The organism is Sulfurovum sp. NBC37-1 (genome assembly GCF_000010345.1).
Classification (GTDB): Bacteria; Campylobacterota; Campylobacteria; order Campylobacterales; family Sulfurovaceae; genus Sulfurovum.
Genome location: NC_009663.1, coordinates 1441794 through 1466107 on the forward strand (window position 1 = coordinate 1441794; position 24314 = coordinate 1466107).

A 24314-nucleotide genomic window follows, 5' to 3' on the forward strand; every position below is an offset into this window, starting at 1 on the left:
TCAATCTATATACTTCTTCTATTACATATTTTAGGAGATATACCATGAAATCCACTTCACTAACCCTATTGACACTCTTTACAGCATTTTTAATAGCCGGCTGCAATGCGGATACAACTTCCGCAACAGAAGAATCACCAACAGCATCCCCGAGTGATACGCTTACTGAAGACCAGAAATATTCTCTGGCCTATATGTGGCATGAAGAGAAACTTGCCAAGGAGCTTTATCTTGAACTCAATAAAATAAACCCTGCCCAACAGTTGGAAAATATTGCACTGAACTCTGAAGTAAAACATATTGCAAAAGTGCAGGAAGTCGTAGCTTACTACGATATCAACATCACCAATCTTGCCGATTATGAGATCGAGTATTCAAAGGATGAGCTTGAAAATATGCCTGTAGGGTTTTTTGCCGTTCCGGAAATTCAGGATCTTTACAATATGCTCTATAACAAAGGGTTGGCATCGAAACAGTCAGCACTAGAAGTAGACTGCATGGTCGAAGTGGTTGACATCAATGACCTTGACAAGTTCCTGGTTACCGCAGACAATAACCAGTATCTCATTGATGCGTTCACCTTTTTGCATGACGGCAGCTATACGCACTACTGGGCATTTGATAAAGGTTTGAAAAATATGGGTGTAACAGACGGGTGCTGCTCACTTGGTACTGACTACTGTCATCCGGAATATCCGCAAAATGAAAACGGCGGTGCAGGAAAAGGAAAACAGTAGTATTCAGGAGCCGATATCCGTTTTCGCTTCAGGAAACATTTCCATCATAGCACTGATAACCTGGGATAATAAATACTTTGGAAAAATAAAACGTCTGAGATTTCCACATCCTCCAAGGATGACAGAGATGGTTTTGAATGAGTCTCCAAGTATGCTCTGAATATTTTCAAAAGTATGGTCAATATCCTGTCACACAGCGGTAGCATCGCCTCATCGTGTGTAACCATAATGACCGCGACATTCTGATCTGTGGCGATCTTCTTGAGCATCTTGACGACATTGATCGGATTAAAATTTAGCAGTTAATCTGTAAGAATTTCCCTGATACGACTGATTTCAATAGGTTTTGTGAGTATGCTATCAGCACCAGCTTCTATCATTTCTGCATGTACTTCACTCTCTGAGTCACCGGTCAAGCCATAAATAGTAACATCTTTGCCTTTAGGTAATTTACGAATCTCTTTAATGCTCTCTATGCCATCAAGCACAGGCATGTTCTTATCTATAAAAATAATATCGATATCATTGTTTTTAAACATCTCTATACCTTCTTTGCCATTCCTGGCGCTAAAAGATATCGCCCCCAAGCGTCTACTGACTTCTTCCATAAGCTTGAGATTAATGACACTGTCATCCACCAGTAGAACATGCTTTTTACTCATCTTCTTTTCTTCAAAAGGTTCGGGAGCCTTCTGTATGTTATCTATGGAGGTAAAGAGCTTTTCTGGAAAAATTGGCATATTCAAAATAGTCAAATCATCAGGAATGAGACTGCTGTCTTCAAACATTTCTACTTGAAATAGAATAAATGATCTCTTGTATTTTTGCATGAGCGATAGTTCATTTTTATTGTTAAAGTCGAAACTGATACCTAAGAATAGACTATTGTTTGTATTGATTTTACGTTTAACGAGTGCATCTGCTGTTATGACTTCGTAAGGTATATTCAACGTATCAAAATACCTGCTATAGTTTTTGCTATAACGATGCTTGTTCTTGGAGCCTTCGACCATATACAGATATGGAATCTTCTCGGGGTCTAGTTCAATGCACTTTGGCGTACCGGGGATAGAGTTGCAAGGAATCGTTAGCGTGAACGTTGTTCCTTCTCCCTCTTTGCTATCAAAGTGTAATTCTCCTTCCAGTAAGTCTGCCAATTTTTTGGAGATGCTCAGTCCCAATCCCGTACCGCCATATTTTCCTGCTATACTCTTGGAAGCCTGTTGAAAAGGATGGAAAATACTTTTTTGCGCCTCTTCCGGAATACCGATTCCTGTATCTTTAACATTGACAATCAGCTCATCTGTATCTAGCTCATAGAGCATTTCTAAAGTGACCATACCTCCCTCAGGAGTAAACTTAATAGCATTACTTATTAGATTATTAATAATTTGTTTGAGACGAATCGGGCCAGATTTAATCAGATATGGTATATTGGGATCTACATAAATAATAAAGTCTATACGTTTACTCAAGGCATTATGATAAAAAAGCAGAGCTGTATTCTCAAGCTCTTTGACCGGAGAGAAATAATATAGGTCAATCTTAAGTTTTCCAGAACTGATTTTATTGAAATCAAGAACATCATTAATAAGTGCTATAACCATTTCTGCACTCTTGTGTGCCGATTGAACATACTCCACCTGCTTTGGGTCCACCTCTTCTTTCAATAGGTCAAGAAAGCCCAATACAGCATTCATAGGTGTCCTGATATCATGAATAACAGATGAAAAAAACTCGCTTTTACGGTCAGGATAAAGATCAAACTCTTGAAGTTTTATAGCATTATTTTTAATCGTATCTAAAATTTTTTTATCATTTTTAGTAAAATCTTCTATAAAATCCAATGCTTTTTCAATCTCTTCTTTTGTAAAAAATGTCTTTTTGTTAGACTTTTTTTGTTTAAAAATGGAGATTAAGCCGCTTATCCTATGCTTCCCCCTGTAAGTAATGGGAAGCAGTGCACACGAATCATCTGGATGCCTAAAAGGATTATCAATTTTTGGATTGTAGAGAAAATCATCTTCCAAATGGTTAACAATAAAAGGTTTTTCTGTTCCCAAACATAACTTTGAAATGCTATCTTCTTTCAAGGAAACAGAGATCTTCTTATAGGAGGCAGGATCAATAACCAGAAGACCGGAAGTATCTTTCTCAAGACATGATATACATATACGATCAGTTGGAAAAATCTGTTTAATTAGTTTGTATAATGTATCTATAAAAAATTTATTTTCCATTAAGTCTTAACTTTTTCCATTTTCATTAGTAGAATTTTTTAATAAGTTTTTTTTGAAAAGGTTCCAACTCTTTATGACAGATACCAAGTGATCTGTTTTCTGTCATAACTACCAGGATGGCATCTTCATATAAAGGATAAAAAAAACTGTAACCTTCTGGCCTTGATACAATGATATTATTAGGTTGACCAATTAGACTATCGACTCTGTTGCGATTAGATTCAATACTTTCATAAATAGAAAAAATATACTTATGTATCTCTTCCGGAATACCATCTATTCCGTAAGCATTGATTTTTGATCCCTGGATAAGAAAGGCAAATGCTGCACATGCTGGAAAAGTTTTTTGACAAAACTCTTTCCACTCCTCATCCATTGGATTTGCTAAGGTACCTTGATCCATTTTTATCGGTGCATCCATCTCTTTCGTTGTATTCTCATCATTATGAGAAGTGTCTTCAGAAAGAATTTCTTCCGGATGCTCTTGATTTTTGTTTAAAGCACCGAAAAGCTTTCCAAGCATTTTCTTGTGCAAAAATGATAGTTTCATATCAATATCCTTCGAGTTAATAGGTTCTGAAAGAGTGTTTAAAACCCTGCATAATTTTCCGTTCTCAGTATAAATAACATTATAAATGGATTGACGATTAGAATAATACATGGTTTTTATATTAAAAACCTTATTGTTTATCTCTACTCTATCTTCCAACTCCATTGCTTATCCTTCCATAATTTTCATTAAAGCAAAAATCCTTCCAAGCCCAACCTCCTTATTGCTGGTTAGCATAAAAATAATGCCGTCTGAGCGTTTCTGAATAAAGATACGCTCATCAAAATCACCCATGAGCATACTAAGATCTTCTTTGAAAAGTGGAGCTACTTTTTTTAAAACTTTAAAACTCTTTTTCATATTGTGCCGGTCGTCTAGTATCTTATATACTTTTTTTTTATTTTTAGGATCAAAAAGATAGATAGAATAGACTCCGGTAATTGATTTGAACTGTTCATAATATTTTTGCAACAGTTCTGCCACCTCTTCCATCTCGCCTGATTTAGTCATTTTTTGTTTCCTTGCGATAAATTTATGCATATTATATATTTTCTCCTGCTATATCGGTCTCATTATTTTAGACAAAAATCACCGCTTAGCTAGACAAAAAACAGTAAATTAACATCAAATAATCTTTACCTATAACATCATAAAGAAAATATTTTATGATGTCCTATAGTTCAAATCTTTTAGTAGTAAAGATCTGAACTATAGCCACACATAGGTTTTCTCCGTTACCCATCAGGGCCACGGAGAAAAATTTAGTTTTTGCTCATGTTTTTAATCAAACCATTTACAAAACCAAGTAGATGCGGAGTAACTCCCTGCAAGTCTTCATTGGTTACATCAAGATTAGCAAGGACAGCCATAAGTTTTTTGTAAAACTCTTTGGGTTCTACTGCACCACTTTTCATTTCGTCGATTGCTTGAGCTAGTTGGTCTTTTGCCATTTGTAAATCTCCCATTTACCTATTCTCCCTTATTTATTTTTTTAATTATATACAAAGAAAACATAAAAATAACCTTTCAGAGGAAGCAAATCATCCTCCTTCAGGCGAGCTTGTAAATCATCTGTCTAATTAAACGGCTTGAAGTTCTTTAAGAAAGACTTTCAATGCAACGATGAGACCGCCCATTTTGAATCCAGCTGGTGCAATAACACCCAATGCCACTTCTTCTCCAAGGTCTTTAACGGCGATAGCTCCGCCATCAGCATTAATAATCATTTCACTCAACGTTCCCGACTCTGTATTGCTCAGAACACTGCTTGTTGAAGCCAGCAAGGATGCGATATCCGCTGAGATAATATCAGAATCTTTGTCTGATTTGAAATAATGTGCCATTTCAAGACCCTCTGCTGTAGCAAGAAGCGCTCCATCAAGACCATTCTTCTTGACAAACGTCTCCAGTAATTTGTCACCCTTGCTTGTCAATGTGCTAATATCTAGACTACTCATTTATTCTCCTATGTAATTAATTTGCAGATGCACTAAAGCATCCTGATGACAATTCTAGTAGTAACAACCTTTTGTGTAACTTAAATTTTGGATTGACAAAGTAATCTTATTTAAAACAAGGGATTATATTTTATAGTATGGAAAATGAAAAGTGGAAGGGAGGACCAGGCGATACTGTTGCTACAATATCACTGCACTTTCAGGTACCTCTTCGGACACCACTTTTTTGTCCTCTATCTTCAGTATCCTGTCACACAACGGCAGCATCGCTTCATCGTGCGTGACCATAATGACGGCTACATCCTGCTCGACGGCGATTTTCTTGAGCATTTTTACAACATCGACGGAGCGTTTAGAGTCCAGCGCCGCGGTAGGTTCGTCTGCCAGGATGATCTGGGGCGTGTTGGCGAGCGCACGGGCGATAGCCACACGCTGGTTCTGTCCACCGGAGAGCTGGGAGGGCATTGCTTTGGCCTTGTCAGCAATGTCGAAATACTCCAGCAGATCCATGGCTTTCTCGTTCGCCTCTTTTTCAGATACACCATTGGTCTGCGGAATGAGCGTAACGTTCTCTATGACATTAAGGAAGGGGATGAGATAGTGCGCCTGAAAGATGAATCCGATCTTCTCACGGCGTATTTTTCTGGTCTCTTTGGTAAGCCACTTGTTGTCGTACACCTTTTCATTACCCAGCCAGACGGTACCGCTCGTAGGCTCTTCCACACAGCCTATCATCATTAGAAGCGTAGTCTTCCCTGCACCACTCGGTGCGACCAGCGCGACCAGCTCACCTTTGTCCACCTGAAAAGAGGCTCCCTCTATGACCCGGACCAGACTGTCGCCCTTACCGAAATGTTTGACAATATTTTCAACTTTGATTGCCTGTTTTTCCATACCCTTAACCCCCTATGGCAGCTGCCGGGTCTGCCTTGATCACTTTTCGTATTCCCACCAGGGAAGCCAGGATCGAAGCGATAATGACGATGATGAACAACGTCCATGCATCAGGTATCTCCAGCACAACCCGCTTGGGAAATTTGCTGTAGATCAGGTGGGAAAAGATATTACCGAAGATGAATGCCAGAAAACCAAGCAGCAACGTCTCCTGCACGATCATTTTGATGACCATACTGTTGGGAATACCGATCAGCTTCATAATAGATATTTCCTTCATCTTCTCCAGGGTCATCGTATAAATGATCAGTGCGATGATGATCGTTGAGACAATGACCAGTATGGCCGTGAACATCCCGATCTGCTTGGAGGCCTTTTCTATCAGGTTCTTGGTCAGAATGGTCTTCTGCTGGGCTGCGGTGTAAACGCTGTTATGTTTGAACCGTCTGATCTCACCGGCCACAGCATCAACGTCGTAACCCGATTTTACCCTTCCAACGATCGTATTGACCATGAAAGCATCCTTGTTTCTGTACCCTCTCGCCCTGTCACTTCTGATCCGGTTGTTCGTATAGGAAAACTGCAGATCCTGTGCATCTTTCAGTGAGACATAGACCAGAGGATCCCCTCCGGAAGATACGGTACCGTGCGTCACACCCACTACAGTGTAGTCGTTACGGACCAAATGGATCCTGTCACCCAGTTTGAAACCGGTCTTGTCTGAGACCACGATTTCGTAGTGGTCCTTCTCGAGGGGGTGTCCCTCTATGATCCGCTCAGGATTGATGGGGTTGATCGTGCCAAAAGGGTCATATCCCACTGCTACCGCACGTACCGGCTTTGGCTTTTTTGGAAGCTGAAGGTTCTGAAAGGTCAACGCTTCGGCAGTCTCCATGCCGTCAATGACACGCAGGGTATCTCTGAGATCTTCGTGAATACGCGATGCTTCGGCAAAGGGTCCCAGCGTTCCTTCCTGCACGACCCACAGGTCAGCCTTGATATCGCCTAGCAGCACTTCTGCATCGATCATCATTCCTCTGTAGACACCGATCATAATAAGGACGATCCCCAGAAGCATCCCTACGCCCATAGCCGTTACAAGGAACTTGCCAAGAGTATGCTGGACGTCTTTTTGAGCCAGATTTATCATAAGTGTACCGACATCCCTTCTTTCAGCGCTTTTTTCTTCGGATCAGCCATCAGTATCACCGTTTTGGCATCGATCCCGGAGACAGCAACGGATTTATTGTCACGTGCCAGGACTTTTACTGTCATGAAATGCGCTTTGCCATCGTGGCTGGTCCATACACCTGGCGTCAACTTTTGATATACAATGGCATTTGCAGGTACTTTCAGCACCTGTTTCAGTTGACTTGTCACAATGTTCACTTCAGCCTGCTCATTGATGTAAAAAGGCTTTGGCAGCGTTTTGAATGCCACATCGACCTCTTTTTCAAGCGTCACGGCATCCGTCTGAGGCTCGATACGCTTCACAACCCCTTCATAATTTCTGTACGCCTGTGAGCGCAGCACTATCTTCGCTTTTTGCTCAACTTTGACCGTTCCGCTGAGTCTCTCGTCTATATAGGTCTTTACCCAAACACTTTTGGGATCGACGATCTTGAGAATGGGCTGTGTAGGAGCGACACTCTGCGCTACTTCTGCCTCCCTGTCGATCACATAACCATCCACCGGAGCATAGATGCTGAAACGTGCAAACTTCTCTTCCAGCGCTTCCACATTTTTTCCGGCACGATCTACCTCGATCTTCGCCGCATCTATGCGTGCATTCGTTGCCTTGATCTGCGCATCTATGACATCGAGGTCCGCTTTGGTCCTGTCGTATTCCGCTTTGGATGCGAACGCCTGCTTCTGCAGTCTTTCATAGCGTCTGAACGTGACCAGTGCCAATGCTTTTTGCGCCTTCAGACTCTGCAATTCTTCTTTGGATGCCTCAAGCTCCAGAGTAGCCTTCTTCACGGAAATTTTTGCCTCTTCAAGCTGTTTCGGAAGGTCTACCGGGTCGATGCTTACCAGCATCTCGCCTTTTTTGACCCACTGCCCTTTGTCTGTTAGTATCTGCAGTATCTTTCCGCCGGTCTGTGCCGTGATAGCGTAGATATTGTTCGCCCCAATATTACCTACACCGAACACTTCAGTATACATGTCTCCGACTTTTGGCGTAACCGTTTCATAGGTCGTTTTGGGGATATAGACCTTCTTGTAAAAAAGTGAGGATCCCGCCGCTATTACAAGTACGATCAATCCATATTTTACGGATCTTGTCATTATATTTTTCCTTTTATATACAATATTCCCAAATATCTGGAGGTGGAGACTTTAGTCCCACAAAAATAAGAGAGTGAGAGTGAACGCTTCACTTCCGGCATTGATAACATTATATTTTTCCTTTAAGGTATTCAATTCTATCTATGGCAAGACTTCTCGAATAGTATGCTTCAAGCAGTCCGAGTTTCGCGTTCAATACCAGTGTGGTACTGTCGAGGAGTTCGATGTAGGTCGACAACCCTTCTTTGTAACGTGCTTCAAGCACCTGTCTCGTTTTTCGTGCCGATACAAGCTGTTCTTTTTTCGCCTTGATCGTCTTGTCGTAACGTCTGATATCGATGATCAGTCCGCTCAACTCTTCTTTAAGTGCCAGTGCCGTAGACGCACGCTGCTCCTGCGCGATCTGATAGCCAATTTTGGCCTGCTGCTCCTGTGCGCTCAATCTGCCACCGTGATAGAGCGGTATGTTGTAGTTCACGCCTACGTAGTCCGAATTGTACGAATTGAGCGTGTCGAATCTTGTATGTGAAGCCACAAGGTCCACAGAACCGAAGTGTGCCGCTTCGCTTGCACGGTGAAGCGCTTTATTCTTGTCAACCATCCGTCTGTCCATCTGCATTCTGTAGTTGTTCGACAGAACTTCACGCTCTATGGTTTTAACCGAAGCCATATGCTTTTTCAATGTACCTGACTGGAGTTTGAGATCGTTTTGCAGTGGTGTACCCATATAAAGGGAAAGGGAAACTTTTGCTTTCTCGAAAGAGGCTTTGGCAATAGCAAGATTGTTTTCAGCCACATAAACGGAAGAGAGGAACCTGCTGGCATCTGCATGGGTTTTCAGGCCCTGTTTTACCAACGCTTTGGACTGCGCGTAAAAAGCGCGTTTGCTTTCAAGGTCTTTCTGTCTGACTGCGATAGCCTCTTTCTGTACAACCAACAGTTCATACAGAGACTTTACCTTGTAGGCAAGCAGTGCCCTGACCTCTTCAAGGGAGAGCTTTGAGATATCTTCATCGATCTTCGATGCCTCTACCAGGGAGCTTGTCTTTGCAAAATCCCAAACCTTCTGGTGCAGCATTACACCCGCATTCCAGGCCTCTTTATCGACTGTATGAAAGAGACCGTTCTGCGGCAGTGCAAATGTCTGCGTAGGCGCATAGGTCGCAGAAAGGTCTATCTGCGGAAGATAGTCGGCATAGGCGGCATTGTAACCCTGTTCCGCCTGCTGAATACGCAGCATGAACGTTTTGACATCCGGATGGTGCGCCAGTGTTCTGTCTATAGCTGTTTTAAGTGTCAACATCTGTGCCGAGAGGTTTGTGGCAGCCAATAAGGTGACTATCCATACCGACTGTTTCAACATATGTTTCAAACACATCCTTTTTTTACATATTATGGGCATCTCTAATACTATTGAGCTAAACATATATTTACCTGCTAGTGGAGACTTTAGTCCCACCAAACATAGAGGTGAGAGTAAAACTCTTCACTTCCGATAACCCTTAGCTTAATGGCATTGGAGGGCACCTTAAACAAAAGCCTCCGGCTCCCTACTCTTTTCACAACATACTACCACACTCATATGAATCATACGTGAATTGCCTATTTTCCTTTATTCTGATGCGCATAGATCACGATGGCGACAAAGACACCACCCTGCACCACACCGAGGATGACCTCGGAAATGACTGCCATCATCGCAGGAAGCGTCTGGGGTATCCAGTCACCTGATCCCAGCGTTGTAAAAGTAACAGTCGAAATGTACATGGAGGTGACAAAACTGTGGTCATGGATCATCTTCAGGTTCTCCGGAGGAAACTGTGAGTTGAGGTGAAAGAGCGAAAAAACATCGAACATATTGAAAAGTACTGCATAAAAAACGATGGTAATGACCGTGATCTCAAGGTAAAGCAGTACGATCTGAATGAGTGCCAGATGGATATGGCTCTTCGATCGGCTGAAGATGTAAACCGCCGCATCGAGTACGGCAAAACGTGCCAGAACGATATAGAGGATATTGGAGATGAGAATCTCATCTTTATACATATCGAACCACTGGGTGTATCTGCCGTGCAGAAATACTTCGAACATCAGCGGTATCAGTACGATCGGAAGGACGAGAAAAGCGACCCTCTCACTCTTGATAAAACGCTTCTCCCTTTGCAGAAATTTTGCCAGCATACTACAGCACCTTCTTTTTGAGCTGTTCTTCAAAGGCCTGGGTGATCTCCTCCGCCTGTACCAGTCCTTCGAAGAATATCTCTCCGTCAAGTACCAGTGTAGGGTCTTTAGTGACACCTTTTTCCACTGCTTTGAGCGTATCGTGCTCGTAGGTGAATTCCACACGCAGCGGCAGGTGTTTGATCGCACAGCTGAGGCGCTTGGAGAATTTTGCCGTGCTTATTTTATCTCCGTACAGTACAGCATGAAACAGAGGATATTCCGTTTTATCCGCATTCAGTACTTCACCATGGTCCATGGTATGACAGGCTTCATTCATAATTATCCTTTGTTACGTTCTTTCAGTTTGCGATATACTGCTTAAGCAGCGCATCAAGTTCATCCATCTTCAGCACACCCACGTGTCTGTAGACCTCTTTACCGTTTCCATCGAGTATGATCTGTGTGGGGATCATCTGAATTTTGAGTTTGTAGGCGGCTCCCCTCTCCTTTTTGACATTGACGAAAAATATCGGATACTCCGGGTGCTCCAGTTTGACCATATGGAGCCGTCTTCCCATGACCTGACAGCTACGGCAGCTGTCTGAACCCACTTCAAGCATCACGTTCTTTCCTTTGCCTATCTGCTTTGAGACCTGAGCAAATGGCGTCTCCTGAAGCATTGGGACTTCCGCCCAAAGATATGTCGTCATTAACACTGTCAGCAATACCATTGTTTTTTTCATCATTTTTCTCCTCCTATTTTATTGGCAATTTTATACAGATAATCATGCATATCAAAATACCCTATCATCGCTTCGAACATCATCCGCCAGCACAATTCCATACAAAGGAATATGGTTATGAACATCATCCAGAATACGATCTTTCGTTTGGAAGAGAAAGAACTGTAAAACATATATAATTTGTCATATATTGTTTTTACAAAAGAGATATTTTCGATCAGATAGTCCTTAAAAAAGTACAGAACCACCGGCATGAGCACTGCACCGACATAATAAAAAAACACTAAAATGTCTTGCGTTATGAAAGTGTTAAATGTAAGAATATCCTTCATTACACAATGACTTCTTTACTGTCATCTCTTCCGTATTCGCACTGAAATGTCGTATGTTCAACATCAAAACTATCATGTAGCTTTTTCTCCAGTCTCTCTATCACTCTATTTGAAACGGATAACGGTAAATCTTCTTTAAAATCCAAATGCGCTTCAAGATGGATATGATTGTCATCGAGTTTCCAGACATGGATATGATGCACATCCTCGATCTCCGGTTCTTCCTCTATGGCATGGACAACGGCATCGACATCGAGTCCCTTGGGGGTGAACTGCATCAAAATGGCACTGCTTTCCCGCACAAGCCCGAACGAGGCCCAGATAAGATAAACCGCGATCAGCGCCGAGATGAGCGGGTCGATCCAGAAGATGCCAAAATAGTACATCAGTACTCCGCCGAGCACAACGGCGATACTGGTCATCACATCGGTGAGAAGATGCAGATAGGCCGCCTTGACGTTCATGTTGTCGTGGGAATCATCTTTGATCAGAAGTACGGAGGCCGTATTGAGCACGATACTGAGTGCACCCAGTCCGATGACCCATACCGAATTGATCGCTTCGGGATGATAGAACTTGTGTGCGGCTTCGATGATCAGAAATATCGCGATACCGATGAGCACGGAAGCATTGAACAGCGCCGCGAGAATCTCTGCACGTTTGTAGCCGAAAGTCTTCGTAACGTCGTTGGGACGTGCGGCCAGACGGTTCGCGGCATAGGCGATGAACAGTGCCAGTACATCACTGAAGTTGTGCATGGCATCACTCAGCAGTGCCAGAGAACCTGACATGATCCCGCCCACGATCTGTGAGAGTGTGATGATGATATTGAGGACGATAGTTAGAAAGAGGTTCTTCCCGCTTACGTTATGATGGTGATGATGTTCACTCATGATCCGCTCCTATAGACTTCTAATTTCGTTCGTTCCCGAAAAACTCCAGCATCATAACAAAAAGGTTTATGAAATCGAGATAGAGTGCCAATGCACCAACGATCGCGACACGGCTTAAACTTTGTGCGTCATCACCGGCCATCGCTTCACCCATGGCTTTTATCTTCTGCGTATCATAGGCAGTCAGTCCGACGAAGATGATTACTCCGATCACCGAGATCCACCATTCGAACATGGGGCTTTGAAGAAAAAAGTTCACTACCAAAGCAATGATGATCCCGATGAGACCGGCAAAAAGAAGGCTCCCCCATGAACTCAGATCCGTGTCCGTGAAGTAGCCGTAAAGACTCATTACACCAAAGGTCGCGGCCGCTATGAAAAAGGTGGTTACAATAGACGCTTCCGTGTATATGAGGAAAATACTTGCCAGCGTCATACCGTCTACGACGGAAAAAAGGATAAACAAAATCCTCGCAGTGGAAATATCCATCTTGTTGATACCCGCAGAGATGGCGATGACCAAGCCCAGTTCTATAAGGAAAAGCACCCATATCATATACGGATTTCCGAAAAGCAGATGCAGCAGTGGCGCACTGTGTATGACCATAAATGCACTCAGCCCGGAGATCAGCAGGCCTATCATCATCCAGTGATAGACCGAATTGAGCAGGACATTGCTGTCTGACCTGCTGAGATGTGTCGTAAAAGTATTGTTTTGCATATTTATTCCTTTGTAACTATATCGAAATTCAGGTTGTTTTATAAATGATTACATAATTAACCAACTAGTTAGTTAATTATATTCTTCTTTATCTTAAACTATTATTAAAGATATAAGAGAATATGATCTCAATTCTCTTTCAGATGTATCTACTGAGATACTACCTCGATATTCAGCGCTTCAAACAGTGTCAGTATGTCCTCATCGAGATCTGCCTCTCCCATCACGATCCTATCGGCGTGAATGATCACAAGGATGAATCCAACCGTACTCCATATCTCTTCGGGTGTCTCTATACCCGATTCAAGAAGACCGAATGGACGATCTCATAAGATATGATATATCATATAAAACTTTTAGTGGTTTGTGTCACAGCTTTTTATTTGCTCAGGATGTCTAAAGTTCTCATATAACCATACAGAGATCACATCAAGCTCTTCTTGGGTCAAAGATTTCCCTACAGGTGGCATTGTGCCAAGGTTCTTAAATGCTTTCTCGCTGCAGTGACCCTTTTCCTCTGAAGGATTCTGTATATAGTCTTTTACAAACGCAATAAATTTCTCTTTTGAGTGTATATCTCGTTGTAAGCGTTTGGAAACAGCAGGCATAGGCGGTGCCAACAAACCGCTTTTTGGCTTCACCATTTTATGGCACACTGCACAATGTTTTGTATAAACTGCTTCACCATTTAAAGCAAACAGAGAACTGCCAATGAGCAGTGAACCAAATATTATTTTTTTCATCTCTTTCCTTCGTCTTTATTGCAATATTTCAGTAGTTAGAGTATATCAAAAATATCTTGATCGTGATGGAGGTAGATGTTATGCGGTTGTAGATTTATTGCCAAAACGTTTAGTTTTACAAAACCTTATAAAATTATATGTTATAAGGTTTTCAATTAGCAACTCCGAGGCAAATCTTGGAGTTTTACTTAGAAAATTCTTTTTGCATTTTAGCAGTTAAGTTGTCTGCATAAGCAAAGGTTTCATCTTTGTTTACCGGATAATAACATCTGAGTATGCCTGTCCAGTATTTACCTCTTGGCGTGACGATAATATTTTGCAAGTCACCTTTAGGTTCACCAGATGCTAAAAAGTTCACAGTATATGAGCCATCTTTGTTGGCTACCATGTCATCGGAGTTCAGAGCATACTTCATCGTTGCGATGTAGCCGTTCTCGTTATAAACAGTAAAAGAGAAGAAACCTTTTTTGTCATAGCGCAGATTCGGTTTTTTGAATGTATAGGAAAATCTCTCGCCTGAAGCCGTAAAGGAAGAGTAGACTGCACTTTTCCCGGACAAGCCGCCCCAGCCGATGGCAATGACGACTTTGGCAGCTTCGGGATCTCTGCTTTTGAGCGTTCCAAATCCCCTTTTGATCACATCTTTCTGTGGATGTTTCGCAAAGTTTTCCAGGATTTTATATTTGACTTTATCGAGTGTCGAGAGGTCAAAATCGACTGCCGGGACATACGGTTCCGAAGAGTGGTAGGTGACGGAGATGTTGTCCTGCGCTTTATAGGCTTTGTCGTACATCTCTTTTTCAGGAAGCTTTCTGAGCAGTCCCGTTCTGATGATGATATAGGCGTGATGCCCTTCGGTAAGCATGGATTCGTCAAGCTTAACGGTGCCTGCTCCCGTCAATGTTGCGATCTCACTGTGGTTCGGGTCCAACACCAGAATGTTCTGATAACCCTCATACGGCTTTGTAGTGACCGTTGCTCCGCCTTTAACATCAAGAATGGTCCGGGTGTAAAGCGTGTCGGCATTCATCCTGATGACATCCTGATTGTCGGTATTGGCAAGTTCTCTCATGGGCCGGAGGACATTGACCTTCCCGTCGGTTTTCGCCAACTCTTTCAGGTAGGCTCTTATGGAGTCCGCATGAATGAAGTTCTCATCAGTGACGACAACACCCCTGTTCTGTGTATCTTTTGCATAAAGATGCGTAAGCCCCAGTAAGGCAAAGAGGATGATTCCTAGTAATGATTTTTTTAGCGTATTGATTATTACTGCTCCTGTGTTAATTTTGTACGTACAATGCTCCCACTATAGCTGAATGTTCTTAAGCCCAGAGCTTGAAAGTATCAATTTAGAGGAGAGATTAGACCAGCATTTCATATTAAGAAAAGTAAATGCTATAATTAGCAATTAAATGGAGTAAGGAAATACTATTGTATCAAGAACTGTTTTCCCCTGGTTTATCGGTAGATCTTCCCAGCCTAAATCTTGAAGTGGTACTCCACTATCTACAACAATGGAACCTGGAAGCAGAGCAGATGCAAAAAGGCCGGTTTTCTGCTACCATATCTTCTGTGCATACACCACGCATTCAGCTAAATGATACGATTTATTCACATGGCTTTATGACACGAGGTGAATTTCCTGGAAACAGCATTATGATCGGCTATGTCAAGACAAATGCCAAAGTTGTTTTTCAAAACAGGGTTCTTGAAATAAATGAGCTGGTTATATCAACAAAAGGTGATGAAGTAGATTATATTTCAAGCGCTGAAAATGAAGTGTTTACCATTACCGTTGAAAAGAAACTTTTTATGCAGGCATTTCTTGATTATTTCGGTGAACCTTTTGAGATACATCAAGACAAAAGACGTTTTTTCATTAAACCACATAGGTTACAGTTTTTTCTTGAGAGCATCAATAGCTGGATGACTTTCCTCAAAGCCAACCATCATTTACTTCTCTCGGAAAATAAATATGACATGGCAGAATCGGAGATACTGAGAGATATCTTCTCTTGTTTACTGATTGATCAAGTTTTGAAAGAAAGATCCGGATTCAAGGCAGAAGAAGCCCGGGATCTTCTCCATGCCAATGTCCATGAGAGATTTGACTCTGTGACACTGGCAAAAGAGTTAGGTATAAGCCAACGCCAGTTGCAACGTGTATTCAAAGAAACCTATGGTATCTCACCCAAAAGGTATCTGCTCAATCTGCGTATCAATGCGGTAAGAAAAGAGCTTCTTATGGCTGATCCAAGAACTGCTACCATTTCCAGCATTGCCTTGAAATATGATTTTTTTGATCTCAACCATTTCTCAAAAATATATAAAACACTTTTTAACGAACTTCCTTCCAAAACACTTCATAAATAACCCTAAAATCATAAAAGTGTCGGTTTTATACTAATATCAATATAACTTTTTATGATATTATGTAGATAGTTAGTTAGTATCTACTCTGACAACTTTATTAAGGAAAAATCTATGAAAAAGAAAAGTACAAAATTACTTTTAGCGTTAAGTCTTGGTTTGGCAACGGTTGTTGTGCCAACTCAGCTTATGGCTAAAAAACCGAATATCCTGGTCATCTGGGGTGATGATATCGGTTGGCAGAACGTTTCTGCTTACGGTATGGGAACCATGGGGTACACCACGCCGAACATTGACAGTATCGGTATGGAGGGTATTCGTTTTACAGACCATTATGCTCAGCCATCGTGTACAGCAGGACGTGCATCGTTCATTACGGGACAGTACCCGATCCGCTCAGGCATGACAACGGTTGGACAACCGGGTGATCCACTTGGTCTTAAACCTGAGTCTCCCTGTCTGGCTGAAGTGATGAAAGAGCAAGGCTATACAACAGGACAGTTTGGTAAAAACCACTTGGGCGATAACAATATGCACTTGCCAACAGTACACGGTTTTGATGAGTTCTACGGAAACCTTTATCACTTGAACACGCAAGAAGAAGCAGAGCAGCGTGACTATCAGCGTTTTGCAAAAGCATATTCCGGAAGTGTTGAAGCGTATGAGAAGAAATTTGGTACAAGAGGGGTGATCCACTCTTTTGCTACAGACAAAGATGACCCGACGGTAGACCCAAGATTTGGTAAGGTAGGAAAACAAATCATTGAAGATACCGGTCCTCTTACACAAGAGCGTATGAAAGAGTTCGATGAAAAAGAAGTGATCCCCAGAGCGTTTGACTTTATGATTAGAGCAAAAAAAGAGGGGAAACCTTTCTTCGTATGGTTAAATACTACACGCATGCACCTCTACACAAGACTGAATGACAAGTGGCGATATGCAGCTGAAAAATTTACATCAGAAGTAGATGTCCACGGTTCTGGTATGCTTCAGCATGATCATGACATCGGTTTGGTATTGGACTTCCTGAAAAAGAACGATCTTGAAAAAGATACGATCGTATGGTACTCCACAGACAATGGTCCGGAGCACTCTGCATGGCCACATGGTGCAACAACACCGTTCAAAAGTGAAAAGATGACTACCTGGGAAGGTGGTGTGCGAGTTATCTCTATGATCAAATGGCCCGGACACATCAAAAAAGGGCAGATCCTCAATGGTATCCAGAGTCATATGGATATGTTTACCACGCTTGCCGCAGCAGCAGGCGTAGACAACGTGGCTGAAAAAATGATGAAAGAGAAAAAACAATATATTGATGGTCTTAACAACCTTGATTACTGGACTGGTAAATCGAAGAAGTCTGCTCGTAACTCTATTTTCTACTACTATGAAAGTAAGTTGTCTGCGGTTCGTATGGGGCCATGGAAATTCCTCTTCTCTACGAAAAAGGATTACTACGGTAACTTAGTACCGCGTACCGTGCCAATTGTCGTGAACTTGAGAATGGATCCGTTTGAGAGTTATACAGACAAAGAATCATATGGTCACCTGCTTCAAAAAGTTTCCTGGTTGATGAGCCCAATGGGTGAGATGATGGCTGCACACCTTAAAACACTTGCGGATTATCCGCCAGTACAGGGTGGTAAATCTTTCGATATGTCAAATGTTGTTGCTGACTTCATGAAGGGTCAGCCGTAAACACTATCAAGTAACGTTACACTTTTTCGGAGACTTCTCTCCGAAAAAACAATCATCTCATACTCTTACTGAAAATCAAAACCTTATAAACTTGATATTGGAATTTTATACGAAGGAAAAAAATGTTTAATATTAAAAGATTACTGTTGCCATTATTGGTGGCAATGGTAGGTCAATCATTGTCTGCAAATACAGCCTCTACACTTTATTATGGTGGTGATATTGTAACTATGGAGGGCAATAAACCTCAGTATGTCGAATCAATCGTTACCAAAAATGGGAAAATAGCATTTGTAGGAAAACTTGCAGAAGCACAAGAGAAGTTTAAAGATGCAGCAAAGAAAGATTTGCATGGGAAAACAATGTTCCCAGGTTTTGTTGATGCTCATGCACACTTTTATGCTTTTGGTGTACAAGCCATAGGTGCCAACCTTTTAGCCGCGCCAGATGGTAAAATAAAAAATATTGATGATATTGTCTCAACACTTAAAGAGTGGGCAAAAGGTGATGACCTTAACCGAACTGGCTGGATCTTTGGTCTTGGGTATGATGATGCTATGCTTGAAGAAGGCAGACACCCAACCAAAGAGGAACTTGACAAAGTTTCCAAGGAGATCCCTGTCATGGTCACACATATCTCGGGACATTTTTGTGTACTGAACTCTGCGGGATTGAAAAAAGCAGGTATCACGGAAGAGAGCAAAGACCCAAAAGGCGGGAAGATAAGACGCATAAAAGGTTCTCAAGAGCCAAATGGAGTACTCGAAGAGTTGGCAGCCATTCCTCTCATGATGAAAAGTATCTACCCCCATAGTAAAGAGAATGTCAAATACTTTCTTAAAAAGTCTGAAGAGACAGCGATGAAATATGGTATCACTACGGCTCAGGAAGGTCGAGCTATGGGTAACCATGAAGATATGATGATGTATGCAGAGGAAGAAGGCTTCAAGATAGATGTCATCTCTTATCTGGATTATTCAATGAAAAACAATGTGAAGGGTATGACCTGTGCAGGTATATACAAACATGAAAAAACAGGTGAAGATTACAGTAGGATGAAAACACCTTGGGTAGGTCAAACTTATACAAATGGCTATCGTGTCGGTGGTATGAAAATAACACTTGATGGTTCCCCGCAAGGTAGAACAGCTTGGAGGACAAAAGTATATATTTTACCTCCGGATGGACAGAAACAGGGATACAAAGGATATCCTGCGTTTGATAATGACAAAGAGTTGCAGGACCTTTATGAGCTGGCATTTAAAAATAACTGGCAAGTGCTCACGCATATAAATGGTGATGCAGCTGTAGATCAGTTCATAAGAACAATGGGTAAAGCAGCGAAAAAATACGGTAACAAAGACAGAAGATCTGTCCTCATTCATGGTCAGCTTATACGAAGAGATCAAATTGCCGACTTGAAGAGACTCAAGGTTATTCCTTCTATGTACACCATGCATACTTTCTACTGGGGAGACTGGTATAAAAAGATCATAGGTGAAAAAGAAGCACAACTCATCTCTCCTGCTAAAACATTTATAGATGAAGGCTTTACACTGACTGTGCATACGGATGCACCTGTAGCACTGCCAAACCAAATGACCATCATAGATGCTTCTGTTAACCGTACATCCCGTTCTGGTACAGTGATGGGTCCAGACGAGCGTATCACACCATACCAGGCAATGCAGGCTATTACTATTAACTCTGCCTACCAGAGTTTTGAAGAGAACAAAAAAGGGTCTCTTAAAGTTGGAAAGATCGCTGATTTGGTAGTTTTAACAGACAACCCTCTTAAATGTGATCCTGCAAAAATCAAATATATTCAAGTGCTTGAGACAATCAAAGATGGCAAAACAATCTATAAGAAATAAGAGAAGAAAAGTTCAGGCTAAAAGGACATTATCCAATGTTAATAGAAATACGAAATACTATAAAAATATATAAATTCAATCTCTTTTCGTAAATAACGAGACATATTAGATATACTATTAATACTGAAATATCGTAATAGCAGGACAAACTGTTCTGTTAATAAATAGTTAGGTGCTAATTATGCATGAACCGAGTACAAAAGAAACAGCATTTGATTGTCCGCATTGCGGTGCGTATACAACGCAATATTGGCACAATACTTATGTAAAATTCATAAGAGGTGAATCAGGGACGCCTGTAATCCCATCACCTGATTTTGAAGATAAGATTAAAGAGATAGCAGATATTGATAAAGAGCAAAAACAGAAACTAATTGAACACTTCCGAAGAATTCGATCAAAAGTGCTTTTTACAGATGAAACAACTGATTACGGTGATAAGCCGCAACTTCACAATCTATTTGTAAGCCAATGCTACAACTGTAAGAAATGGGCAGTATGGGTAAATGAGGATATTATTTACCCTCCTAAGAAATTTGGTGTTCAACCTAATCAGGATTTGCCAGAGGCGATTTTATCGGTTGTCGAAGAAGCAAGAAGTATTCTCGATGCATCACCAAAAGGTGCGGCTGCTTTGTTGAGATTGGCCATTCAGATGCTTTGCAAGCATCTTGGAGAATCAGGTGAGAATTTAAATGAAGATATTGCAGCCCTTGTTTCTGCAGGTCTTAATCCAATAGTCCAAAAATCACTAGATGTAGTTCGCGTCATCGGAAATGAATCCGTTCACCCTGGTTCTATAGACCTAAATGACGACAAAAATACAGCAGTTAGACTTTTTGACTTGGTAAACATTATTGCGGACCAAATGATTACTCAACCAAAGCACGTAGAAGAGTTATACGAAAAATTGCCTGAATCAAAAAGAAAGGCCATAGATAGGCGTGATAGAAAAGGCACCTAACAATCGGCTCAACGCAGACTGTCAACTCCGCTGCACTCTGTTGCCAGCCGGTTAGCCGAGGCGTTACGAACTTCTAATTTTCTCCAAATTCAAAACCTTATAATCTAATATATTTTATAAGGAAAAGTAAGTTGTCTACATAGGATCAGAGAAATATTATTATCAAAGAAAATAACCGTACAAACTAAAGGGAACCTCTAAAGCTGCAAATAGGCTTCATAGAAAAAGTAGAGGCCAAAACCCAGCAGAAGCAGCGCAAATCCTTTGTTGATCCAGTCGGATATCTTTGCCATTGTACTGCTCGAAGTGATACTCTGAGCAAAGCCTACAGAGACACCGGCGATCAGCAGCAACAGGGAGTGCCCCAGCGCAAAAGTAAGAATGAGCCCGTAGGCCTGCAGATACCCGCTGCTTCCAGCCAAAGACATAATAGCAAAAAGCGGTGCAGAGGCACAGGGTGTACTGACAAGTCCGAAGATCAAACCGATGAGAAAACCGCCAAAAAGACGGTAGTGTATCAGCCGGTGTATGATGGCCGATTTGTCTACCTCTCCAAGCATACCAAACGCATAGAGCGCGATAAGGATGCTCACTATCCCTGCGACCAGGTAGGCCCACATCGGCGCTACGGAGAAGAAACCGCCGAACTTGGCGACTATGAAGCCCAAAATGGAGAAACTCAGTGCCACACCCAATGCAAAGAGTGTGGTGAAAAGGTAAGTGTAGAGCACCTTTTTTCTGCCCTCAAGGTCTTTGTTCAGTGCTACGGCACTGCCCACAAGTAGCGGGACGGCCACCAGTGAACAGGGAGCTGCTGCGGTGATGCTGCCTGAAAGGAAAGCACCCGCATAGGCAAGCAGAGAGTTCGACTCTAGAAGATGGGTAATGAAGGGCTGCAGTTCACCCATGTTTACCTGCTGACATTTTTATTGATGACATCACTTCGCGAACCGATATCGTCTATCTTGAATTCGTACTGATAGTCCTTCAGTTTCGTGATCTTCAAAAGCTTCCCTGGGTCAGTGTTGAGCATATATGTCATTGCTTCAAAAGCAAGTGCTTCCACTTCATCGATATCTTTGGGAGTGATCTTTTCACCCTTTTTCTGCTTTGTTCTGATCTCTTTTTCTTTGTTCTTGAGCGCTTTAATGAAACCCGTATCGGCAAGCTCTACCTTGTAAGTCTCACCCGTAGAGATCTTCTGTACGATGAAACTGCCTCCAAGAGAATTGTCCAGCGAGAGTGTCCTGTGGTTGATACGTGCACCGCTCATCAGGCCCGAAGTATCGACCAGGCAGGGACTGTTCTTTGCTACCACACGCAGATCTGTCCTGTCTATGACGCCGTCAGCAAAAAGCTTTGGCAGAGTGTTGGAAAGTTCCACGTACGCCAGTACCAGCCCGTCGCAGAGATGCCCGTGTGCGCGTGCAAGGGTCTTGATGTCGAGCTTCTTTGGGTAGAGGTTGTAGCGTCCAAGTGCACCGTCAGTGTCTTTGACCAGCACCGGTTTTGCATTGGGTGCATTTTTGACAGACTTTTCGTAAAAAGTGTCATCGATGTTCAAATGTGCCGCTTCACCTGCCCATGTAGCTACTCCGGCAAGTGTCAGAAACAGTGCCCTTTTAAGCATTCTTTTGTGCTTCTTCTATGAGCTTTACCACTTCATCGACACTCAACAGTTTTCCCGTGGACTTCACTTCACCATCGATGACAAGCCCCGGTGTACTGACCACATTGTACTTCATGATCTCCATGATATCATCTACTTTTTCCACCTGATGGAAACCACCCACTTTGGCAAGCGCTTCCTGAACGACTTTCTCAAGTGCCACACATTTGGCACATCCTGTTCCGAGTATTTCTATTTTCATTGTTTTGCTCCTTAGTTTAAAATAAAATTGAAAAGATAGCCGATAGCGATAATACCGACCCCTACTATACCAAAAAAGATCGCGATCAGTTTCGTATGAAGGATCTTTTTGAGGATCATCGCTTCAGGCAGACTCAGTGCGGTAATGGACATCATAAAGCTCAGCGCCGTTCCAAGCAGCATTCCCTTGTTCGTCAGTACTTCTACAAGCGGCATCACACCCGCAGCGTTGGAGTACATCGGGATACCCAGGATCGTCGCTAACGGTACACCGTACCAGTTGTCACCGCCTGCATATTTGGCAATGAAGTCTGCCGGAACATAGCCATGGATGAAGGCACCGACACCGACACCGATGAGTACATAGAGCCAGATCTTTTTAACGATGTCCCAGGTATAGTCCCACGCTTCCTGGGCCCGCTGTTTCGCGGTCAGTTTTATCTCGACCTCTCCCAGTTCACCTTCCATCGGCGTGACAGGAATAAGAATATATTTTTCCATCCCCAGCTTCCCGATGACATAGCCACCCACTATCGCGACAAAGAGCCCGAAACCGATGTAGATCGCCGTGATCTTCCAGCCAAAGAGTGTAAAGAGCATCGCTATGGCGATCTCGTTGTTCATCGGTGCAGAGATCAGGTAGGAAAAGGTCACCCCCAGCGGGATGCGTGCCTGAATGAAACCCAGAAAGAGCGGAATGGCAGAACAGGAACAGAACGGAGTGATGATCCCGAACAGTGCCGCGAGCACGTTACCGTAGAGCTCGGACTTGCCCTGTAGGTGTGCCCGGACATACTCCGTATTGAAGTGCGTCCGCAGATAGGAGACAATAAAGATGATGACGACCAGCAAAAAGAGGATCTTTACCGTATCGTAGATAAAAAAATTGACCGTGTCGTTGACCCTTCCGGTCAGGCCGAGAAGGTCAACAGTCAAATGGTCTACTGTTTCTTTCCACATTTTCTATCCTTCTATTAATACTGTGAACGTAATGATATAAATCAAGATTACTTCTAACAATTGAAGTATTATATCCAAAACGAAACAAAACATCAAGATATATTGATATATTATTAGAATTCTTTCAAAACACAACTCTCACTCATTTACATTTGTTAACATAAAATTTACACGCAATTGACATAAAGCTTTTATAATTCTCGTATCCCAGGAAGTTATCCGGGAAAGAAAAACACGAAGGATTCAAAATGAAAAAAAACAGATTTATCGCAACATTGGCAGCATTGGGTATGGTGACTGCAGTCTATGCCGGAAATGGTATGGATTGTGGAGGTTGCAAACACCAAGGCTATGGCGAAGAAATGCAGCAGCAAAATGTAAATGTAATGATATACACAGGAAACAATTGTGGTAAACAGGGCCATAATAGAATGGGCAGTGGTGCCAAGAGCAACATGCATGGCAGAGGAATGAAACACAACGGTATGATGAAGCAGATCATATCCCAGCTCAACCTGAGTGATGCACAAAAACAGAAGATCAGAGAGATAAAACGTGAAAGCCGCCAGGCTATGAAACAGAAACACATGAAGCCAAAAATGGATTTTACTCAATTTATGAACAAGGACCATTTCGATAAAGAAGCGTTTCAAAAAACTATGGAGCAAAAGTGGGAGACAAAAGATAAAGTACGACAAGAAAAAAGAGAAGCCAAGTTGGTAATGATGAGTGATCGTATGGCAAGAATCTTCGAGGTTCTAACACCAGAGCAAAGAGAAAAACTGATAGAATTAAAAAAATAATCAGGTTTGC

The 24314-nt window shown here is 42.2% G+C and carries 28 protein-coding genes; 7 read left to right on the forward strand and 21 right to left on the reverse strand.

Annotated elements, in window-relative coordinates; all coding sequences use genetic code 11:
* The first annotated feature begins 44 nt into the window (after window positions 1–44).
* Window positions 45–737, forward strand: a complete 693-nt coding sequence (locus tag SUN_RS07215) for a DUF2202 domain-containing protein (RefSeq protein ID WP_011981078.1) — start codon at window positions 45–47, stop codon at window positions 735–737.
* 302 nt (window positions 738–1039) lie between these two features.
* On the opposite strand, the gene SUN_RS13070 is transcribed toward SUN_RS07215, so the two are convergent.
* The 15 genes from SUN_RS13070 to SUN_RS07290 all read right to left on the reverse strand — a co-directional run bounded on the left by SUN_RS13070 (window position 1040) and on the right by SUN_RS07290 (window position 13019).
* Complete coding sequence (locus SUN_RS13070) at window positions 1040–2977, reverse strand: hybrid sensor histidine kinase/response regulator (RefSeq protein WP_011981079.1); 1938 nt, start codon at window positions 2975–2977, stop codon at window positions 1040–1042.
* Window positions 2978–3002: 25 nt separating this feature from the next.
* On the reverse strand, window positions 3003–3692 hold the full coding sequence (locus SUN_RS07225; RefSeq protein ID WP_011981080.1) for a hypothetical protein: 690 nt from the start codon (window positions 3690–3692) through the stop codon (window positions 3003–3005).
* Between the two features lie 3 nt (window positions 3693–3695).
* Window positions 3696–4067, reverse strand: coding sequence for a hypothetical protein (locus SUN_RS07230; RefSeq protein WP_158298186.1), 372 nt, complete (start codon window positions 4065–4067; stop codon window positions 3696–3698).
* A gap of 221 nt (window positions 4068–4288) precedes the next feature.
* Complete coding sequence (locus SUN_RS07235) at window positions 4289–4492, reverse strand: hypothetical protein (RefSeq protein WP_011981082.1); 204 nt, start codon at window positions 4490–4492, stop codon at window positions 4289–4291.
* Between the two features lie 114 nt (window positions 4493–4606).
* Complete coding sequence (locus SUN_RS07240; RefSeq protein ID WP_011981083.1) at window positions 4607–4984, reverse strand: roadblock/LC7 domain-containing protein; 378 nt, start codon at window positions 4982–4984, stop codon at window positions 4607–4609.
* 180 nt (window positions 4985–5164) lie between these two features.
* A complete protein-coding gene (locus tag SUN_RS07245; RefSeq protein ID WP_011981084.1) occupies window positions 5165–5878 on the reverse strand; it encodes an ABC transporter ATP-binding protein in 714 nt (237 codons plus the stop codon).
* A gap of 4 nt (window positions 5879–5882) precedes the next feature.
* Window positions 5883–7028 carry an ABC transporter permease gene (locus SUN_RS07250; protein ID WP_011981085.1) on the reverse strand — a complete coding sequence of 382 codons (1146 nt, stop codon included), beginning with the start codon at window positions 7026–7028 and terminating at the stop codon, window positions 5883–5885.
* Window positions 7025–8167: an efflux RND transporter periplasmic adaptor subunit gene (locus tag SUN_RS07255; protein ID WP_011981086.1), complete on the reverse strand. Its 1143-nt coding sequence runs from the start codon at window positions 8165–8167 to the stop codon at window positions 7025–7027. Before SUN_RS07255 ends, SUN_RS07250 begins: the two co-directional genes overlap by 4 nt.
* Before the next feature lie 109 nt (window positions 8168–8276).
* On the reverse strand, window positions 8277–9530 hold the full coding sequence (locus SUN_RS07260) for a TolC family protein (protein ID WP_011981087.1): 1254 nt from the start codon (window positions 9528–9530) through the stop codon (window positions 8277–8279).
* 239 nt (window positions 9531–9769) lie between these two features.
* Window positions 9770–10348 carry an ion channel gene (locus SUN_RS07265; RefSeq protein WP_011981088.1) on the reverse strand — a complete coding sequence of 193 codons (579 nt, stop codon included), beginning with the start codon at window positions 10346–10348 and terminating at the stop codon, window positions 9770–9772.
* Window position 10349: 1 nt separating this feature from the next.
* Window positions 10350–10667 (reverse strand): hypothetical protein, encoded by a 318-nt coding sequence (locus SUN_RS07270; protein WP_011981089.1) that lies wholly within the window; start codon window positions 10665–10667, stop codon window positions 10350–10352.
* A 22-nt stretch (window positions 10668–10689) separates the two neighbouring features.
* Window positions 10690–11076, reverse strand: coding sequence for a thioredoxin family protein (locus SUN_RS07275; protein ID WP_041672720.1), 387 nt, complete (start codon window positions 11074–11076; stop codon window positions 10690–10692).
* Complete coding sequence (locus tag SUN_RS07280; RefSeq protein WP_011981091.1) at window positions 11073–11405, reverse strand: DUF4282 domain-containing protein; 333 nt, start codon at window positions 11403–11405, stop codon at window positions 11073–11075. Before SUN_RS07280 ends, SUN_RS07275 begins: the two co-directional genes overlap by 4 nt.
* Entirely contained in the window at window positions 11405–12298 is an 894-nt protein-coding gene (locus SUN_RS07285) for a cation diffusion facilitator family transporter (RefSeq protein WP_011981092.1), read from the reverse strand. The genes SUN_RS07280 and SUN_RS07285 overlap by 1 nt, the downstream gene beginning before the upstream one ends.
* Before the next feature lie 19 nt (window positions 12299–12317).
* Entirely contained in the window at window positions 12318–13019 is a 702-nt protein-coding gene (locus SUN_RS07290) for a Bax inhibitor-1/YccA family protein (RefSeq protein ID WP_011981093.1), read from the reverse strand.
* Between the two features lie 122 nt (window positions 13020–13141).
* Between SUN_RS07290 and SUN_RS07295 the strand changes: the two genes are divergently transcribed.
* Window positions 13142–13351, forward strand: a complete 210-nt coding sequence (locus tag SUN_RS07295) for a hypothetical protein (RefSeq protein ID WP_041672721.1) — start codon at window positions 13142–13144, stop codon at window positions 13349–13351.
* Window positions 13352–13375: 24 nt separating this feature from the next.
* Here SUN_RS07295 and SUN_RS07300 read toward each other — a convergent pair whose 3' ends face one another.
* Window positions 13376–13762, reverse strand: coding sequence for a c-type cytochrome (locus SUN_RS07300; protein WP_011981094.1), 387 nt, complete (start codon window positions 13760–13762; stop codon window positions 13376–13378).
* A 184-nt stretch (window positions 13763–13946) separates the two neighbouring features.
* Window positions 13947–14873, reverse strand: coding sequence for a DUF1254 domain-containing protein (locus tag SUN_RS07305; protein WP_041672722.1), 927 nt, complete (start codon window positions 14871–14873; stop codon window positions 13947–13949).
* A 320-nt stretch (window positions 14874–15193) separates the two neighbouring features.
* Between SUN_RS07305 and SUN_RS13075 the strand changes: the two genes are divergently transcribed.
* From SUN_RS13075 to SUN_RS07325, 4 genes are all read left to right on the forward strand, one after another.
* Window positions 15194–16135 (forward strand): AraC family transcriptional regulator, encoded by a 942-nt coding sequence (locus tag SUN_RS13075; RefSeq protein ID WP_011981096.1) that lies wholly within the window; start codon window positions 15194–15196, stop codon window positions 16133–16135.
* 111 nt (window positions 16136–16246) lie between these two features.
* Window positions 16247–17833 (forward strand): arylsulfatase, encoded by a 1587-nt coding sequence (locus SUN_RS07315; protein WP_011981097.1) that lies wholly within the window; start codon window positions 16247–16249, stop codon window positions 17831–17833.
* Window positions 17834–17955: 122 nt separating this feature from the next.
* Window positions 17956–19707: an amidohydrolase gene (locus SUN_RS07320; protein WP_050748047.1), complete on the forward strand. Its 1752-nt coding sequence runs from the start codon at window positions 17956–17958 to the stop codon at window positions 19705–19707.
* Between the two features lie 181 nt (window positions 19708–19888).
* Window positions 19889–20671 carry a DUF4145 domain-containing protein gene (locus tag SUN_RS07325; protein ID WP_011981099.1) on the forward strand — a complete coding sequence of 261 codons (783 nt, stop codon included), beginning with the start codon at window positions 19889–19891 and terminating at the stop codon, window positions 20669–20671.
* Window positions 20672–20868: 197 nt separating this feature from the next.
* Here the strand turns inward: SUN_RS07325 and SUN_RS07330 are convergent, their stop codons facing one another.
* The 4 genes from SUN_RS07330 to SUN_RS07345 are packed head-to-tail and all read right to left on the reverse strand — an operon-like array spanning window position 20869 to window position 23501.
* Complete coding sequence (locus SUN_RS07330) at window positions 20869–21579, reverse strand: cytochrome c biogenesis CcdA family protein (RefSeq protein WP_011981100.1); 711 nt, start codon at window positions 21577–21579, stop codon at window positions 20869–20871.
* Window positions 21580–21581: 2 nt separating this feature from the next.
* The gene (locus SUN_RS07335) at window positions 21582–22301 is read right to left on the reverse strand and encodes a formylmethanofuran dehydrogenase subunit E family protein (RefSeq protein ID WP_011981101.1); all 720 of its coding nucleotides are present in this window, start codon (window positions 22299–22301) and stop codon (window positions 21582–21584) included.
* Window positions 22294–22542 carry a thioredoxin family protein gene (locus SUN_RS07340; protein ID WP_011981102.1) on the reverse strand — a complete coding sequence of 83 codons (249 nt, stop codon included), beginning with the start codon at window positions 22540–22542 and terminating at the stop codon, window positions 22294–22296. The genes SUN_RS07335 and SUN_RS07340 overlap by 8 nt, the downstream gene beginning before the upstream one ends.
* 11 nt (window positions 22543–22553) lie before the next feature.
* On the reverse strand, window positions 22554–23501 hold the full coding sequence (locus SUN_RS07345) for a permease (RefSeq protein WP_011981103.1): 948 nt from the start codon (window positions 23499–23501) through the stop codon (window positions 22554–22556).
* 248 nt (window positions 23502–23749) lie between these two features.
* On the opposite strand from SUN_RS07345, the gene SUN_RS07350 reads away from it, so the two are divergent.
* A complete protein-coding gene (locus tag SUN_RS07350; protein ID WP_011981104.1) occupies window positions 23750–24304 on the forward strand; it encodes a Spy/CpxP family protein refolding chaperone in 555 nt (184 codons plus the stop codon).
* Window positions 24305–24314: the final 10 nt, after the last annotated feature.

Excerpts from the sequence above, each read along its gene's own strand:
- SUN_RS07260 (WP_011981087.1), bottom strand. The coding sequence starts at position 9,530 with ATGTTGAAACAGTCGGTATGGATAGTCACCTTATTGGCTGCCACAAAC.
- SUN_RS07245 (WP_011981084.1), bottom strand. The coding sequence starts at position 5,878 with ATGGAAAAACAGGCAATCAAAGTTGAAAATATTGTCAAACATTTCGGT.
- SUN_RS07240 (WP_011981083.1), bottom strand. The coding sequence starts at position 4,984 with ATGAGTAGTCTAGATATTAGCACATTGACAAGCAAGGGTGACAAATTA.
- SUN_RS07335 (WP_011981101.1), bottom strand. The coding sequence starts at position 22,301 with ATGCTTAAAAGGGCACTGTTTCTGACACTTGCCGGAGTAGCTACATGG.
- SUN_RS07350 (WP_011981104.1), top strand. The coding sequence starts at position 23,750 with ATGAAAAAAAACAGATTTATCGCAACATTGGCAGCATTGGGTATGGTG.
- SUN_RS07300 (WP_011981094.1), bottom strand. The coding sequence starts at position 13,762 with ATGAAAAAAATAATATTTGGTTCACTGCTCATTGGCAGTTCTCTGTTT.
- SUN_RS07320 (WP_050748047.1), top strand. The coding sequence starts at position 17,956 with ATGTTTAATATTAAAAGATTACTGTTGCCATTATTGGTGGCAATGGTA.
- SUN_RS07255 (WP_011981086.1), bottom strand. The coding sequence starts at position 8,167 with ATGACAAGATCCGTAAAATATGGATTGATCGTACTTGTAATAGCGGCG.
- SUN_RS07315 (WP_011981097.1), top strand. The coding sequence starts at position 16,247 with ATGAAAAAGAAAAGTACAAAATTACTTTTAGCGTTAAGTCTTGGTTTG.
- SUN_RS07215 (WP_011981078.1), top strand. The coding sequence starts at position 45 with ATGAAATCCACTTCACTAACCCTATTGACACTCTTTACAGCATTTTTA.
- SUN_RS07345 (WP_011981103.1), bottom strand. The coding sequence starts at position 23,501 with ATGTGGAAAGAAACAGTAGACCATTTGACTGTTGACCTTCTCGGCCTG.
- SUN_RS07280 (WP_011981091.1), bottom strand. The coding sequence starts at position 11,405 with ATGAAGGATATTCTTACATTTAACACTTTCATAACGCAAGACATTTTA.
- SUN_RS13070 (WP_011981079.1), bottom strand. The coding sequence starts at position 2,977 with ATGGAAAATAAATTTTTTATAGATACATTATACAAACTAATTAAACAG.
- SUN_RS07290 (WP_011981093.1), bottom strand. The coding sequence starts at position 13,019 with ATGCAAAACAATACTTTTACGACACATCTCAGCAGGTCAGACAGCAAT.
- SUN_RS07235 (WP_011981082.1), bottom strand. The coding sequence starts at position 4,492 with ATGGGAGATTTACAAATGGCAAAAGACCAACTAGCTCAAGCAATCGAC.
- SUN_RS07325 (WP_011981099.1), top strand. The coding sequence starts at position 19,889 with ATGCATGAACCGAGTACAAAAGAAACAGCATTTGATTGTCCGCATTGC.
- SUN_RS07275 (WP_041672720.1), bottom strand. The coding sequence starts at position 11,076 with ATGATGAAAAAAACAATGGTATTGCTGACAGTGTTAATGACGACATAT.
- SUN_RS07340 (WP_011981102.1), bottom strand. The coding sequence starts at position 22,542 with ATGAAAATAGAAATACTCGGAACAGGATGTGCCAAATGTGTGGCACTT.
- SUN_RS07285 (WP_011981092.1), bottom strand. The coding sequence starts at position 12,298 with ATGAGTGAACATCATCACCATCATAACGTAAGCGGGAAGAACCTCTTT.
- SUN_RS07295 (WP_041672721.1), top strand. The coding sequence starts at position 13,142 with ATGATCTCAATTCTCTTTCAGATGTATCTACTGAGATACTACCTCGAT.
- SUN_RS07330 (WP_011981100.1), bottom strand. The coding sequence starts at position 21,579 with ATGGGTGAACTGCAGCCCTTCATTACCCATCTTCTAGAGTCGAACTCT.
- SUN_RS07250 (WP_011981085.1), bottom strand. The coding sequence starts at position 7,028 with ATGATAAATCTGGCTCAAAAAGACGTCCAGCATACTCTTGGCAAGTTC.
- SUN_RS07265 (WP_011981088.1), bottom strand. The coding sequence starts at position 10,348 with ATGCTGGCAAAATTTCTGCAAAGGGAGAAGCGTTTTATCAAGAGTGAG.
- SUN_RS07225 (WP_011981080.1), bottom strand. The coding sequence starts at position 3,692 with ATGGAGTTGGAAGATAGAGTAGAGATAAACAATAAGGTTTTTAATATA.
- SUN_RS07270 (WP_011981089.1), bottom strand. The coding sequence starts at position 10,667 with ATGAATGAAGCCTGTCATACCATGGACCATGGTGAAGTACTGAATGCG.
- SUN_RS07230 (WP_158298186.1), bottom strand. The coding sequence starts at position 4,067 with ATGCATAAATTTATCGCAAGGAAACAAAAAATGACTAAATCAGGCGAG.